The organism is Herminiimonas fonticola, assembly GCF_003293745.1.
Classification (GTDB): Bacteria; Pseudomonadota; Gammaproteobacteria; order Burkholderiales; family Burkholderiaceae_D; genus Oxalicibacterium; species Oxalicibacterium fonticola.
This window is the reverse complement of sequence record NZ_PTLZ01000001.1, coordinates 1-14,546: the sequence shown is the minus strand read 5'-3', so window position 1 is coordinate 14,546 and position 14,546 is coordinate 1. Positions and strand designations below refer to the sequence as shown.

Annotated in this window: 16 protein-coding genes and 1 tRNA gene; 7 read left to right on the top strand and 10 right to left on the bottom strand. The window is 52.0% G+C overall.

Going from position 1 to position 14,546, the window contains the following annotated elements; all coding sequences use genetic code 11:
• The first annotated feature begins 264 nt into the window (after positions 1-264).
• A complete protein-coding gene (locus Hfont_RS15015; RefSeq protein ID WP_162845847.1) occupies positions 265-441 on the top strand; it encodes a hypothetical protein in 177 nt (58 codons plus the stop codon).
• 181 nt (positions 442-622) lie between these two features.
• Here the strand turns inward: Hfont_RS15015 and Hfont_RS00075 are convergent, their stop codons facing one another.
• The 3 genes from Hfont_RS00075 to Hfont_RS00065 all read right to left on the bottom strand — a co-directional run bounded on the left by Hfont_RS00075 (position 623) and on the right by Hfont_RS00065 (position 1,877).
• On the bottom strand, positions 623-943 hold the full coding sequence (locus tag Hfont_RS00075; protein ID WP_112990234.1) for a PsiF family protein: 321 nt from the start codon (positions 941-943) through the stop codon (positions 623-625).
• A gap of 166 nt (positions 944-1,109) precedes the next feature.
• Positions 1,110-1,529: a YidB family protein gene (locus tag Hfont_RS00070; RefSeq protein WP_241522965.1), complete on the bottom strand. Its 420-nt coding sequence runs from the start codon at positions 1,527-1,529 to the stop codon at positions 1,110-1,112.
• A gap of 272 nt (positions 1,530-1,801) precedes the next feature.
• Positions 1,802-1,877 (bottom strand) — tRNA-Phe (locus Hfont_RS00065).
• Between the two features lie 135 nt (positions 1,878-2,012).
• Between Hfont_RS00065 and Hfont_RS00060 the strand changes: the two genes are divergently transcribed.
• The 3 genes from Hfont_RS00060 (at position 2,013) to Hfont_RS00050 (ending at position 5,966) form a co-directional block, all read left to right on the top strand.
• Positions 2,013-3,230, top strand: a complete 1,218-nt coding sequence (locus Hfont_RS00060) for an FAD-dependent monooxygenase (protein ID WP_162845846.1) — start codon at positions 2,013-2,015, stop codon at positions 3,228-3,230.
• 69 nt (positions 3,231-3,299) lie between these two features.
• Positions 3,300-4,019: a DsbC family protein gene (locus Hfont_RS00055; protein ID WP_112990232.1), complete on the top strand. Its 720-nt coding sequence runs from the start codon at positions 3,300-3,302 to the stop codon at positions 4,017-4,019.
• Between the two features lie 156 nt (positions 4,020-4,175).
• Positions 4,176-5,966 carry a M61 family metallopeptidase gene (locus Hfont_RS00050; RefSeq protein WP_112990231.1) on the top strand — a complete coding sequence of 597 codons (1,791 nt, stop codon included), beginning with the start codon at positions 4,176-4,178 and terminating at the stop codon, positions 5,964-5,966.
• 66 nt (positions 5,967-6,032) lie between these two features.
• Here Hfont_RS00050 and trpC read toward each other — a convergent pair whose 3' ends face one another.
• The 6 genes from trpC to rpe all read right to left on the bottom strand — a co-directional run bounded on the left by trpC (position 6,033) and on the right by rpe (position 11,616).
• Complete coding sequence (gene trpC, locus Hfont_RS00045; protein ID WP_112990230.1) at positions 6,033-6,833, bottom strand: indole-3-glycerol phosphate synthase TrpC; 801 nt, start codon at positions 6,831-6,833, stop codon at positions 6,033-6,035.
• Positions 6,834-6,894: 61 nt separating this feature from the next.
• The gene (gene trpD, locus Hfont_RS00040; RefSeq protein WP_112991610.1) at positions 6,895-7,929 is read right to left on the bottom strand and encodes an anthranilate phosphoribosyltransferase; all 1,035 of its coding nucleotides are present in this window, start codon (positions 7,927-7,929) and stop codon (positions 6,895-6,897) included.
• Between the two features lie 42 nt (positions 7,930-7,971).
• On the bottom strand, positions 7,972-8,535 hold the full coding sequence (locus Hfont_RS00035) for an aminodeoxychorismate/anthranilate synthase component II (protein WP_112990229.1): 564 nt from the start codon (positions 8,533-8,535) through the stop codon (positions 7,972-7,974).
• Positions 8,536-10,032, bottom strand: a complete 1,497-nt coding sequence (gene trpE / locus Hfont_RS00030) for an anthranilate synthase component I (RefSeq protein WP_112990228.1) — start codon at positions 10,030-10,032, stop codon at positions 8,536-8,538. It abuts the gene before it with no gap.
• A gap of 214 nt (positions 10,033-10,246) precedes the next feature.
• Positions 10,247-10,876: a phosphoglycolate phosphatase gene (gene gph / locus Hfont_RS00025; RefSeq protein ID WP_241523031.1), complete on the bottom strand. Its 630-nt coding sequence runs from the start codon at positions 10,874-10,876 to the stop codon at positions 10,247-10,249.
• A 74-nt stretch (positions 10,877-10,950) separates the two neighbouring features.
• Positions 10,951-11,616 (bottom strand): ribulose-phosphate 3-epimerase, encoded by a 666-nt coding sequence (gene rpe / locus Hfont_RS00020; RefSeq protein ID WP_112990227.1) that lies wholly within the window; start codon positions 11,614-11,616, stop codon positions 10,951-10,953.
• A 212-nt stretch (positions 11,617-11,828) separates the two neighbouring features.
• On the opposite strand from rpe, the gene apaG reads away from it, so the two are divergent.
• The gene (apaG, locus tag Hfont_RS00015; RefSeq protein WP_112990226.1) at positions 11,829-12,203 is read left to right on the top strand and encodes a Co2+/Mg2+ efflux protein ApaG; all 375 of its coding nucleotides are present in this window, start codon (positions 11,829-11,831) and stop codon (positions 12,201-12,203) included.
• A 9-nt stretch (positions 12,204-12,212) separates the two neighbouring features.
• Here apaG and Hfont_RS15010 read toward each other — a convergent pair whose 3' ends face one another.
• Entirely contained in the window at positions 12,213-12,377 is a 165-nt protein-coding gene (locus Hfont_RS15010; RefSeq protein WP_162845845.1) for a hypothetical protein, read from the bottom strand.
• Between Hfont_RS15010 and mltA the strand changes: the two genes are divergently transcribed.
• Both mltA and Hfont_RS00005 read left to right on the top strand, forming a co-directional pair.
• Entirely contained in the window at positions 12,371-13,579 is a 1,209-nt protein-coding gene (gene mltA / locus Hfont_RS00010; protein WP_112990225.1) for a murein transglycosylase A, read from the top strand. The genes Hfont_RS15010 and mltA overlap by 7 nt on opposite strands.
• Before the next feature lie 41 nt (positions 13,580-13,620).
• On the top strand, positions 13,621-14,397 hold the full coding sequence (locus tag Hfont_RS00005) for an enoyl-CoA hydratase (protein WP_112990224.1): 777 nt from the start codon (positions 13,621-13,623) through the stop codon (positions 14,395-14,397).
• Positions 14,398-14,546: the final 149 nt, after the last annotated feature.

Genomic DNA, 14,546 nt, shown 5'->3' with positions numbered 1-14,546 from the left:
GTGGCCGATTAAATGTACTCCCGCAAATTGCTGGATTCAACAAAATATCTCACGTCAGCTTCCATTTTTAGTTCTATAGCCGGCCTGATTTGATCGGTGGTTGGTCAGCGAGTCTGCGCTACGCGATTTTTTCTGATGAGTTGCGAGCTTCCATATGAATATCAAGCACGTCACAGAGTTATTTAAAATGCATTGATTGTTGCGGGATACTTTCTATACTGAAAGTGCAAGAACCGAGAAGGTTGGAACTGACCGGAGGCAATCATGAAAGTACATCTCTTTGATTCCTGGCATCTCCCGCATTTCAAACATTCCAAAGATGATTTAAGAGAGGCTGAGTTTGACATCCTGACGCTGTTGGCGTTTTCGATCGGCGTCCCACTGCTTATTTTGGGAGGTTTATCGCTTATGGAGATACTGTTTGGCTGGAGTTTGCTTTAAATCTGAATTTCGCTTGAATGACGTCTCATGACGCAATAACGTGTTTGCACACGTTTGTTTTATATGAATGACCGCTGGTAGCGCGTAGCTACTGAATCAATAAAAACGGACAAGGCACCCAATATGCCTTGTCCGTTTTTTTAATGGCTTTAGCTGAAGTAAAAGCCGGAAGTGTGTTTACTTATTTTTTGGACAGGCAGGTTTTCATGAACTTTTTGCGTTCATCGCCCTTCATCGCTGTAGCGTCGTTATTGCAAGCCTTCATTTTGTCGCGTTGAGCCTGTTGTGCCGGGCTTACTTTGGCGTCATCACCACTCAGGCATGATTTCATGAATGCTTTACGCTCATCGCCTTTTTTGCCTGTAGCGTCTTTATTGCAGTGGGCCATTTTTTCTTGCTGAGCCTGTTGTGCCGGGCTTGGCGTTTTGGCCGGCGCAGGATCTGCAGCAAAGGCACAGGTAGCAAAGGCGCTGGAAACAAGAAGTGTTAAAAGTTTGTTCATTGGAACCTCTCAAGAATGGGTAATTGAAAAACACTTTTTTAAGTATTGATACCACTACTACCGTACTGCCGTAATTACAACGACCAGAGACTCCGTTCAGTTGACATCCATTGCATCAACCTTGTCGGAAGACGCCCGTAAAACCTAGCTTCTTCCGGCAACAACCCTAAGCAAAGAATTTGCCTTTCAACATGCTTAGTCCTTGCTGTAACAACTCATTTTGCGGAACCTGTCCATTTGGTGTGAGCTGGTCGATAATTTGCGGCAGAAGCTGGGCCAGGCCGACTGATGCATGTTCAGGTTCCACGCCGGCCTGTTGCGCAATTTGCTGGATATTGTCTGCGCCCAGGGCATCCATGATCTGATCCCCCGAGACTGCCTGATTTTCCCCTGTGCCTATCCAGGATGCAACCTGGTCGCCCAATCCGCCGCCCTGCAGTTGCTGCAAAAGTGCTGGAAGGCCGCCGGCATTATTGATCAGGCCCATTACACCGCCCAGCAAATCACCTTGTGCGACCGGATCCTGTTTTTGCGCGCCCAGAGAACCCATTACCTGTCCTGCCAGTTGATCGAGTAATCCCATCATAACCTCCAAAAAAGGCCATACATGGTGCCGTATCGGCACGATACAGGATGGCTGCAACAATCCTGTATCGATCATACTAAGTCAAAATGATGTCTTGTTGATTACTTGATTTCTTGGATGCTGGACGATGAATGGAATACGAAGAAAGAGAGAATAATTTGACGCGCAAAAAATGATGACGCTTGTGAATGCACGAATGTGACAGATTTTGCGGGAGGTGTTCAGATGTAGAAATGCGGGTTGGCAGACCAGCTGCTAACCCGCATTGAATTTGGTGGCCCGGGGCGGAATCGAACCACCGACACAAGGATTTTCAATCCTCTGCTCTACCGACTGAGCTACCAGGCCAAGGCGCGCAAGTATAGCAAAACTATTGGAATATGCAAGCACTACATTCAATTTGAATTGATCGCAGCCGCTATAATGTTCTCACTCAAGCAAGTTCTTGCAGTGTTTTATCTTCTTTTTCACAGGTTCGGCTTTATGCATATACAAAGCGACGTTTGTATTATCGGCGATGGTGCCATTGGCAAAGTGGCTGCGCTTGGGTTTGCGCAAGCGGGATTGAAAGTTGCCTTACTTAGTCCACTCAGCCCGCTTTCCGCATCCTCCAATAAAGCAGCGCAGCCACCAACTTCTGTCGCGGAAGCCTGGGATGTGCGGGTCTATGCCGTCAATCATGTCGCGCATAATTTATTGTCCTCTGTAAAAGTATGGGAGGCGCTGGATACTGGGCGTATCGCACCTGTCGATTCCATGATGGTGAATGGCGATGCTGCCGGTGAATTGGCATTTGATGCATATGGTGCGCGCGTCGGCACTTTGGCCTGGATCGTGGAAGACCGTAATTTGAATCAGGCACTGGATGCTGCACTGAAGTTTGCGTCAAACGTAAGAGCCGTCAATGGTCGCGCAGTCGATTTGAAAATAAGCGATCAGGCTGCTAGCGTGCAGTTGGAAAACGGCGACACGCTAAGCGCCGAGTTGGTGATTGGTGCGGATGGCGGGCAATCCTGGGTGCGCTCGCAATGTAATATCGATTTCGATTACCGTCCTTATGGCCAGCGCGCGATTGTCAGTAATTTCGCATGCGAAAAACCGCATCACGGCGCTGCACATCAATGGTTCTCGGTAGCGGAAGGCGTCATCGCCTTGCTGCCTTTGCCTGGCAATCAAGTGTCGCTGGTATGGTCGGCGCCGGATGCCTTGGCCGATACTCTGTCGCAGGAATCGCTAACGCAACTGGCCGCACGCCTGAGTGCCTTGGCCGCTACTGAACTCGGCACACTGACGCCTTTGCAGCCGGAAGTAGTGAAATCATTTCCCTTGTCCTTGATACGCCCGCACGCGATTACAGCAGCACGCGTCGCCTTGATCGGCGATGCCGCGCATGTGGTGCATCCGCTGGCTGGACATGGAATGAATCTGGGCTTTGCCGATGTTGCCGGTTTGATCAAAGCAGTCGTTGAGCGCGAAGAGCATCGCGATTGCGGCGACGCACGCGTGCTGGCGCGTTACGCGCGTTCGCGCAAGGAAGATATACTGCTGATGCAATTTGCGACCGATGGTTTGGCACGCTTGTTTGGCACGGCATTCGAACCTTTGCGCATAGCCCGCAATTTGGGATTGAACTTGGTGAACAAGTTGCCGGTCTTAAAAAGGCGTTTGATCGGTCATGCGATGGGCAGCAAGAATCAGTAATAAGAGCGCGCAGTATTTTGTTGGCAGGTTGAATCAACTTCTGCTCAAAAATTTAATCGGAAATTAACAATGAAAATGATCAAGACTGCGTTTGCAGTATTGCTGGGTTTGACTTTTGCTTCTGCATTTGCGGAAACGGCGCAAGAAGCGGCTGTAAGGAAAGCGATTGAGCCACGGCTCGGTGATGAAGCAAAAGTAATGTCTGTGACTAAAACGCCGTATTCCGGCTTGTTTGAAGTGCAAGTGAACGACGACATTATTTATACCGATGCGAAGGCGCAGTATTTATTCGTCGGTCGCGTGGTGGATACCAAAACTTATCAGGATTACACCAAGGCGCGCCTGGATGCAATCAACAAGGTCGCGTTCAGCGATTTGCCGCTGGAAGCTGCGATGAAACAGGTCAAGGGCAATGGCAAGCGCGTGATTGCCGTGTTTGAAGATCCGAATTGCGGCTATTGCAAACAATTCCGCAAGACGCTGGAAGAAATCAACGATATTACTGTCTACACTTTCATGTACAACATTCTGTCGCCGGATTCGATTACTCGTTCGCGCAACATCTGGTGTTCTGCGAACCGCAACAAAGCCTGGGACGAATGGATGTTGAACGGTAAAAATCCTGCTATTGCATCTGACAATTGCGTTGCGCCGCACGAAAAAGTATTGGCACTCGGGCGCAGCATGAGAGTAACCGGTACGCCGACTATCATCTTCGCCGATGGCTCGCGTATCCCGGGTGCGATCGATGCCAAGGCACTGGAAGCCAAACTTTCATCAACCAGGTAATACGATCTTCTCGATGATTTGAACGGTCACGCTTGCGTGGCCGTTTTTATTTGTGTGTCCAGTTGGTGAGTTTTGCTTGCGATCACAAGCCGCATGTATGCGCGTGCGGACGTATGCAGCTAAACTAGCGCTATCGCATTCCTTCCACGGCAGAGCATGAACAACGCAATTTACTACACCATCATTCCCAAGGATCTGGCAGCACATCTGTATACAGTCACAGTGACGGTCAATCAACCAGATGAAATTGGCCAATGCTTCTCTTTGCCGGCGTGGATACCTGGCAGTTACATGATTCGCGAATTTGCCAAAAACATCGTGCAAATCAGCGCTGAATCCGACGGTAAAAAAGTCGGGCTGAGCAAGCTCGATAAACACACTTGGATCGCGGATGAATGCATCGGACCATTGACGGTAAGTTACGAAGTGTATGCATGGGATTTGTCGGTGCGCACTGCGCATCTGGATCAGACGCATGGCTTTTTCAATGGCACCAGCGTTTTTCTACGCGTACAGGATCGTGAGGAAAGTGTACACATCGTCGATATTCAAAAACCGCAAGGCGAGGACCATGAGAAATGGCGAGTCGCCACCGCGATGCGGCAATTAGACGCCAAACGGTATGGCTTCGGCACTTACATCGCATCGAATTACGATGAGCTGATCGATCATCCAGTTGAGCTGGGAACCTTTGCCTTGGCGACGTTCAAGGCGCATGGCGTGCAACATGACGTGGTGTTTACAGGCAAGGTGCCGAATTTCGATTTGCCACGTCTGACGGCGGATTTGAAAAAAATATGCGAAACGCAAATTGCATTCTTTGAACCCAAGAGCAAACGCGCGCCGGTAGATCGCTATGTTTTCATGACGATGGTAGTAGGTGATGGCTACGGCGGTCTCGAACATCGCGCATCAACCGCACTGATTTGCTCGCGTGCCGACCTTCCGGTCAAAGGACAGCAGGAAATGAGTGATGGTTATCGCACCTTTCTTGGTTTGTGCAGCCATGAATATTTCCATACGTGGAACGTCAAGCGCATCAAGCCTGCTGCGTTTGTTCCGTATGATCTGGCGACCGAAAATTACACGCCACTGCTGTGGTTGTTTGAAGGCTTCACCAGTTATTACGACGATCTGATGCTGGTGCGTAGCGGTGTGATCGACGAGTCGGCTTATCTGAAGCTGGTTGCTAAAACCGTTAACAGCGTCTTGCGCGGCAGCGGTCGCCACAAACAAAGCGTGGCCGAATCCAGCTTCGACGCGTGGAGCAAATATTATAGACAGGATGAAAGCGCGACCAATTCCATCGTCAGCTATTACACCAAAGGTTCGCTGGTCGGCCTTGCGCTCGATCTGACGATACGCGCGGAAACCAAGGGCAAGAAATCGCTGGACGATGTAATGCTCGCCTTGTGGCAGCAATATGGTCGAGATTTTTATCAGGGCGGCTCAGAAGGACGCGGTGTGACGGAAAACGAAGTCGATGATTTGTTCGATAGCGTTACCGGGTTGAAGTTGAAGCGCGTGCTGGATCGCTGGGTACGCGGCACGGACGACTTACCTCTGTCGAAATTGCTGACGCCATTCGGCATCGCGTTTGCCGATGAGCGCAAAAATGGCAAGCCGGGTTTGGGTTGGCGCACTGTGCGGGATGGTAACGATTGCAAGGTGGCGAACGTGTATGAGAGTGGCACCGCACACAAAGCCGGTGTGTCGGCTGGCGATGTGTTGGTCGCGATTGATGGCTTGCGTGTGACAGGAACGAATCTGGATGGCGTGCTTGGTCGTTATCGCGTCGGCGATGCGATAGCCCTGCACGTATTCCGTCGCGATGAATTATTGAATCTGAAGGCGAAAGTGCAGGTATCCGATGCTCCTAACGTGACGCTGACGGCTGAAGCGAAGCCGACTGCCGCAGTTCGACTGCGCGATGCATGGCTTAAATAAGGGCTGTTTGAAAAAACAGAATAGACATTGAAGCTGCGATAGCGCTCGCTACCGCAGCTTTATGTTTTAGTTGAAGAGGCGACTCAGTTCCACACCTGGTTCAGGTGCGCGCATGAATGCTTCGCCGACCAGGAATGCGTGTACATCGGCATCGCGCATTTTTTTCACATCATCCGGCGTAACGATCGCGGATTCGGTAATCACCAGCTTGTCTGGCGAAATGCGCGGCAATAAATCCAGTGTGGTTTGCAAGGATGTTTCAAACGTACGCAAATTGCGATTGTTCACACCCAGCAAAGTAGTTTTCAAACGCAGAGCCGCGGTGAGTTCTTCCGCGTTGTGCACTTCCACCAGCACGTTCATGCCGAGCTCATGCGCGCATGCTTCCAGTTCTGCCATCAAACCGTGATCCAGGCCCGCAACGATCAACAGAATGCAATCTGCAGCCCATGAGCGCGCTTCATAAAGTTGATATGGATCGATGATGAAATCCTTGCGCAATACCGGCAAGGCACACGCAGCACGCGCCTGTTTCAAATAATCGGGCGCGCCCTGGAAAAATTGCACATCCGTCAGCACCGACAAGCAAGCCGCGCCATATTGTTCATAGCTGATAGCGATTTCCGCAGGATGGAAATCAGGACGAATCACGCCTTTCGATGGCGAGGCTTTTTTGATTTCGGCAATGATGCCCGCATTACCGCCAGCAATTTTCTGACGCAGTGAATTCTCAAAACCGCGTATGGCTGCGCGCGCTTCTTTATCTGTTTCGACCTCGCTACGCAAACTTGCCAGGCTGCGATATTTTTTCGCGGCAGCGACTTCGTCGGCTTTGACGGCCAGGATTTTATTCAGAATGTCGGACATGGCGATTCAACTCAAATAGTGGTGCAGATAATGCGCGCAATTTCGCAAGCATGCGATCGCGTCAGGCTTTGCCTAGCGCTTGCGTGACCTTAACAAATTGTTCCAGCTTGGCACGTGCCGCACCCGAAGCAATCGCTTCGCGTGCTTGTTTCAATCCATCCGCGATAGAACTGGCGACGCCGGCTGCGTACAATGCGGTGCCTGCGTTCAATGCGACGATATCGCGTGCGGCGCCATTGACGTTATCCAGCGCTTCAAAAATTTTCACTTTCGATTCCAGCGAATCGGCAACTTTCAGATTACGACTGGCAATCATCTGCAAGCCGAAATCTTCCGGATGGATTTCATACTCGCGGATTTCGCCGTTGATCAATTCGCCAACTAGGGTTGCTGCACCCAGCGATACTTCGTCCATATTATCGCGACCCCAGACCACGATTGCATGCTGTGCCCCCAGGCGCTGCAGTACGCGGACTTGAATGCCAACCAGGTCAGGATGGAAGACGCCCATCAAGATATTCGGCGCACCAGCGGGATTGGTTAAAGGCCCGAGAATATTGAAGATCGTGCGTACGCCGAGTTCCTTGCGCACCGGTGCAGCATGTTTCATCGCAGCGTGGTGATTCGGCGCGAACATGAAGCCTATGCCGGTTTGCGCTATCGATTCAGCGACCAGCTCCGGCTTCAGATTGATGTTTGCGCCCAGCGATTCCAGTACATCGGCACTACCTGACGAGGACGACACGCTACGACCGCCGTGCTTGGCAATGCGCGCACCTGCAGCTGCGGCAACAAACATCGATGCGGTAGAAATATTGAAGGTGTTAGCGCCATCGCCACCCGTGCCGACGATGTCGAGCAGATTGGTGGTGTCGGCCAATGGTACTTTGGTGGAAAATTCACGCATGACCTGCGCGGCGGCAGCGATCTCGCCTATGCTTTCTTTCTTCACACGCAAGCCCATCGTCAGCGCCGCAATCATCACAGGCGACATTTCGCCGCGCATGATTTTGCGGAACAGGTGCAGCATCTCATCGTGGAAAATTTCACGATGATCGATGCAGCGCATAAGGGCTTCTTGATCAGTAATCGGCATGACGAGACTTTCTGTATTCAAATGGCGACCAGCATTATCCATTTAGCGGACGAGGAAGTTTTTCAACAGTGCGTGGCCGTGTTCGGACAGGATGGATTCAGGATGGAATTGCACACCTTGGATATCAAAGTCCTTGTGACGCACGCCCATGATCTCGCCATCGTCTGTCCATGCCGTCACCTCCAGGCAAGCCGGCAATGAAGAACGTTCGATCGCCAGCGAGTGGTAACGAGTGATTGTGTACGGGCTAGGCAAATCCTTGAACACGCCGATGCCGGTATGCGTAATCTGCGAAGTCTTGCCATGCATGACTTGCTGCGCGCGCACGACTTTGCCGCCGAAGGCTGCACCTATCGCCTGATGACCGAGGCACACGCCGAGGATGGGTAGCTTGCCTGCAAATTGCTGCAATACAGGTATTGATACGCCAGCTTCGTGCGGTGTGCAAGGGCCGGGCGAAATGCAGATGCGTTCCGGTTTCAACGCTGCGATTTGTTCCAGCGTGATTTCATCATTGCGCACGGTGACGACTTCTTCACCGAGTTCACCGAAATACTGCACCAGGTTGTAGGTAAAGGAGTCGTAGTTATCGATCATCAGTAACATTTAAATCTCCCCATCCAAACCATCTTGCACTTGTTCCGCTGCGCGTAATACTGCGCGGGCCTTGTTTTCAGTTTCCTGCCATTCCATCTCGGGTACCGAGTCGGCAACGATGCCCGCTGCGGCCTGCACGTACAACATGCCATCCTTGATGACGCCGGTGCGGATCGCGATTGCCAGATCCATTTCGCCGCCAAAGGATAGATAGCCGCATGCGCCGCCGTAAATGCCGCGTTTGGTCGGTTCTAGTTCGTCGATGATTTCCATCGCGCGCACTTTCGGTGCGCCGGACAAGGTGCCAGCCGGGAAAGTCGCTTTCAACACGTCGAGATTCGACAAGCCGTCTTTCAACGTGCCTTCGACATTCGAGACAATGTGCTGCACGTGTGAATACTTTTCGATCACCAGTTTGTCGGTGACGAGTACGCTGCCGATTTCTGCGATGCGACCAATATCATTGCGCGCGAGATCGATCAGCATCACGTGTTCTGCGATTTCTTTTGGATCTGCCAGCAATTCTTTTGCGAGGATTGCGTCTTTTTCTGGCGTGTCGCCACGTGGACGCGTACCAGCCAAAGGACGTATTGTGATTTTCTTTTTACCGCTTGCCACGGTTTCGTTGCGGACCAGAATTTCCGGCGATGCACCTACGATTTGCATATCGCCGAAATTGTAGAAATACATATACGGCGATGGATTGAGCGAGCGCAATGCGCGATACAGCGTCAGCGGCGCATCGACATAGGGCTTCTTGATACGCTGGCCGATTTGCACTTGCATCAGATCGCCGGCCATCACGTATTCCTTGGCTTTGGCGACGGCGGCCAGATAATCTTGTTTGTCGAATTCGCGGATTGTGTTGGTGCGTACCGATGCGCTGGTGATCGGTGCTTCGACGGCGCGATGCAATTTGGCGCGCAAATCTTTCAGACGCTGGCGACCATTTAAATACGCATCCGGCTGCGTCGGATCGACATATACGATCAGATAAAGCTTGCCCGACAAATTGTCGATGACGGCCAATTCTTCTGTCAGCAGCAACTGGATTTCCGGCAGGCCGAGATCATCTTTTGGTGTGCTATGCGCGAGCCGGCTTTCTACATGACGCACTGTGTCGTAGCCGAAGTAGCCGGCGAGGCCGCCGCAAAAGCGTGGCATGCCTGGCAAGATCGCGACTTTATAGCGCGCCTGGAACTCCGCGATGAACTCAAGCGGATTGCCTTCGAAGGTTTCCACGATGGCGCCGTTGCGCACGACTTCAACACGCGTGCCGAAGCTGCGCATCAAGGTGTTGGCAGGCAGGCCTATGAAGGAATAGCGGCCAAAGCGTTCGCCACCGACGACGGACTCCAGCAAAAAGGTATTTTTGCCGCCATCCTGGGTTTGCGCCAGTTTGAGATAGAGTGAAAGTGGTGTTTCCAGATCGGCGAATGCTTCGGCGACCAGTGGAATGCGGTTATAGCCTTGCGTGGCCAGCGATTTGAATTCGAGTTCAGTCATGGGTTCTCTCCGGACCGCTATTGTAGACGAGCGGTTTGGTACTTTAATAAGTAGTTCAAAAAACGTTGCTGATCGCGCGGGAGTGCAGGGAATGCAAAACGTGCGGACGATCAACGGCAAGTGGCGCTCAGCGCCAGATTTGCCAGCCTCGCCATAGCCAGGCCTCATGCGCGCCTGGTGTTGTGAGTCGTTTTTTGTCGAGAGACATGATGATTTATGTTGGTGAAATAAGATGTGCCGCGTCTAGCAGCGTAGAAACTATACCATCGCTATCGACGTCTTGTATAGCCTGCCCGTGGTTGTAGCCGTAAGGCACATTGAGAACTTTGCAACCCGCCGCGCGTGCTGCCTGCGAGTCGTTGATGGAGTCGCCGATTGCCACGACTTGCGATGGATGCAGTCCAAAATCTTTGCAGACTTGCAGCAACTGCATAGGATCGGGTTTCTTTTTCTCGAAAGAATCGCCGCCGTAAACGATTTCAAAATAATCGCGCAAGCCGGTTTTTTCCATCAACGGCAAGGTGAAGGCCATCGGCTTGTTGGTGACGCAGGCCATGCGCAAGCCTTGGTCCCGCATGGCTTGCAAGCCTTCGTGCACGCCTGGGTAAGCGGTCGCGAATTCGCCATTGACGTCGAAATAATGTTTTTCGAACAGGGCGAGTGCCTCCTTGAAGCGCAACTCGACTTCGCTGGCGGAAAAATCCACGCCTATGCTTTTGCGCACCAGATTTTCTGCGCCCTTGCCGACGAAGCTGATCGCAGTCTCTAGCGTGAGCGGTCCCAGACCCAGGTCGGCGCGCATCCGATTGATCGTGATGTGCAAATCCTGAGCGGTATGCAACATGGTGCCATCGAGATCGACGATGACACCGCGTATACCATGCAACACTTGATTTTCAACTACGCTGGAAGACAAATTTAGACCTTCACCAGTTCGCTGCGCATCGCATCGATGACGGCTTTGTAGTCTGGCTTGCCGAAAATGGCAGAGCCGGCGACAAAGGTATCTGCGCCAGCGCGTGCAGCTTCGGCGATATTGTCGACTTTGATGCCGCCATCGACTTCCAGCATGATGTCGCGGCCGGATTCATCGATCAATTTGCGTACGGACGCGATTTTTTTCAGTGTGTGCGGAATGAAGGATTGGCCGCCGAAGCCGGGATTGACCGACATCAGCAGAATGATGTCGAGCTTGTCCATCACGTGTTCCAGATAATGCAAAGGCGTGGCGGGATTGAAGACCAGACCGGCTTTGCAACCGTTGTCGCGTATCAGTTGTAGCGTGCGGTCGACGTGATCGGAGGCTTCCGGATGGAAGGTGATGATGTTGGCGCCAGCCTTGGCGAAATCGGGGACAATGCGATCCACAGGCTTGACCATCAGGTGCACATCGATAGGCACTTGCACGTGTGGGCGTATCGCTTCGCATACCAAGGGGCCTATGGTCAGGTTTGGAACGTAATGGTTATCCATCACGTCGAAGTGGATGATATCGGCGCCGGCGGTGACGACGTTGCGTACTTCTTCCCCAAGACGGGCGAAATCGGCGGACAGAATGCTGGGAGCGATGCGATAGTTGGCCATGGTCGTAAATTTGTAAATGAAGCGGCTATTTTACCCCGTGGCTCTCAGGCTGCGTTCCGCAAGATGATCGGACGAATGCGATTTTCATGTCTTCGGTTCGCGACTGCTATATATAGTGAGTGATACAGAGTGCGTGTACGCGCTATCATGCGCATACATATATATCTTGAAGTGAAAACGCGGCAAAGCATGCGCGGCATTAGAGGAAACACATGGCATCCTACGAATTTACCGTCAGCGTCACCACGCAATATCTAGAGGAACAATCTGATCCTGATCATTCGCATTACGTGTTCGCTTACGCAATAACGATTAAAAATACCGGCTTGGTCGCGGCGCAGCTTATTTCTCGGCATTGGGTCATTACGGATGCCAATAACCATGTTGAAGAAGTGCGTGGTCTGGGCGTGGTCGGCAATCAGCCTTTGTTGCAGCCGGGTGAACAATATGAATACACCAGCGGCATGTCGATGGCGACGCCGCAGGGTTCAATGACGGGTGAGTATTTTTGCGTGGCTGAGGATGGCGAGCAGTTTGCGGCCAAAATTCCTGAATTTGTTTTGTCCTTGCCGCGCACTTTGCATTAATTCTCTGGTCTATTCAGTCTTGTCGTCTTTTGGTGGTGTTGATTTTTTCGCCGGTGCTTGAGTTGGTTTCTTCTGCCCCGAGAACATCGTCCACCATACGATAAAGATCAACAAGAACAACGCGATTCCCGCTTCAACAAATAATAGCCACATTGCCAATTGCTCCCATGTCATTTATTCGCCTTAGTTTACTCGCATCCATTCTGTTTGCCCTTGTTTCATGCTCTACGGTGCGGCCACCGCAGCAGCCGGTCGTCGTGGAGCCATCGGTTCCAGTGACCCCAGGCAAGCCGACTATTCCGTCGGGCGATTTACCCAGTCTGCCGCGGACCGAGATCAATCCGGCACTGCGTCCGGTGACATTTGCGGTTTTGCCGGGATGGAAGAATGACGATCAGCGCGAGGCCTTGCCTGCATTTTTGTCTTCCTGCGCAGTGATGATTCGCCGTCCGGACTGGAAAGCTGCATGCGCCGCCGCGGCGAATCTCGACGGCAACGATGAAAATGCAGTACGACAGTTCTTTGAAAATTACTTCCAGCCATATCGCGTATCGAATCCGGATGGCTCCTTCTATGGCACGGTAACCGGTTATTACGAACCTCTGCTGCAAGGTTCGCGCAAACGTGGTGGCAAGTATCAAACACCTCTGCATCGTGCGCCCGATGACATCCTGACCATCGACCTGGTGAGTGTTTTCCCCGAGCTGAAAGGTCAGCGCGTACGCGGCCGTTTGCTGGGCAATAAAGTTGTCGCCTATCCTTCTCGCGCGGAGCTGGGCCAGTCAAATGCGTTGATCGGTAAAGAAATTGTGTGGGTGGATGATCCTATCGATGCATTTTTCCTGCAGGTGCAAGGTTCTGGACGCGTGCAATTGGACGATGGCAAAGAGCAGGTGCGGATTGCGTATGCAGATCAAAACGGTCATCCATATAAGTCGATAGGTCGCTATCTAATAGATAAAGGCGAGTTGACGCTGGATCAGGCATCCGCGCAAGGCATCAAGGCATGGTTGAAAGCCAATCCCAAGCGCCAGCAGGAATTGCTGAACGCAAATCCCAGCTATGTCTTTTTCAAGGAAGAAAAAGTCATAGATCCCAACGTAGGTCCAAAAGGTGCGCAGGGCGTGCCGTTAACGCCGCAGCGTTCGATTGCAGTCGATCCGCAATTCATACCGCTGGGCGCGCCAGTCTTCTTGGTTGCGACGTTGCCGGCGAGTAAAACCCCATTGCGTCGCCTCGTGATGGCGCAAGATACCGGTAGTGCCATCAAGAATCCGGTGCGCGCTGATTACTTCTGGGGTTTTGGTGCGGAAGCTGGTGAACAAGCTGGCCGCATGAAGCAGCGCGGCGAGATGTGGGTGTTGTTGCCGAAATGATGTCTTCTTAATAGTGCGCGTAGGTTTTAAAGGAGCTATTCATGCAATACGAAAATATCCTCGTTGAGATTCACGGCAAGGTCGGGTTGATCACTCTCAATCGGCCCGCCGCATTGAATGCGCTCAACGACAAGTTGATGGACGAGTTGGGTTTGGCCCTGCAATCGTTCGATGGCGACGACGACATCGGCTGCATGATTATTACTGGTAGCGAGAAAGCCTTCGCGGCTGGCGCTGATATCGGTGCAATGGCGACATACTCTTATATGGATGTATATAAAGGCGATTACATCACACGCAACTGGGAGCAGATTCGCAGCGTGCGCAAGCCGGTCATCGCAGCAGTAGCTGGTTATGCGTTGGGCGGCGGCTGCGAACTCGCGATGATGTGCGACTTCATTATTGCGGCCGATACGGCGAAGTTCGGTCAGCCTGAAATCAAGCTGGGTATTATTCCTGGCGCTGGCGGCACGCAACGTTTGCCACGTTCGGTGTCGAAATCCAAGGCGATGGATATGTGTTTGACGGCGCGCATGATGGATGCAGCAGAAGCCGAGCGCGCTGGCTTGGTATCGCGTGTAGTTGCTGCGGACAAGTTACTAGAAGAAGCATTGGCTGCAGCAACCGTCATCGCGAATATGTCGCTGCCTATGGTCATGATGATCAAGGAATCCATCAATCGTGCCTATGAAACAACGTTGGCTGAAGGCGTACAGTTCGAGCGCCGACTCTTTCATAGCACCTTCGCAACAGAAGATCAGAAAGAAGGAATGCGTGCGTTTGTAGAGAAGCGCGCAGCGAAATTCAAGAACGTTTAAGGCCTGCGCAAAAAGTAATTTCAAAAGAATTAAAGTATTTTCTCAAAAGGGGTTGCCAAGGCATTGGGTGCTTGCTATAGTTCGGCTCCCGTCGCAGAACAAGCAGCGAAACGCAGAGTGTAGCGAGCTGAATTGGGTGTGATGGGGGT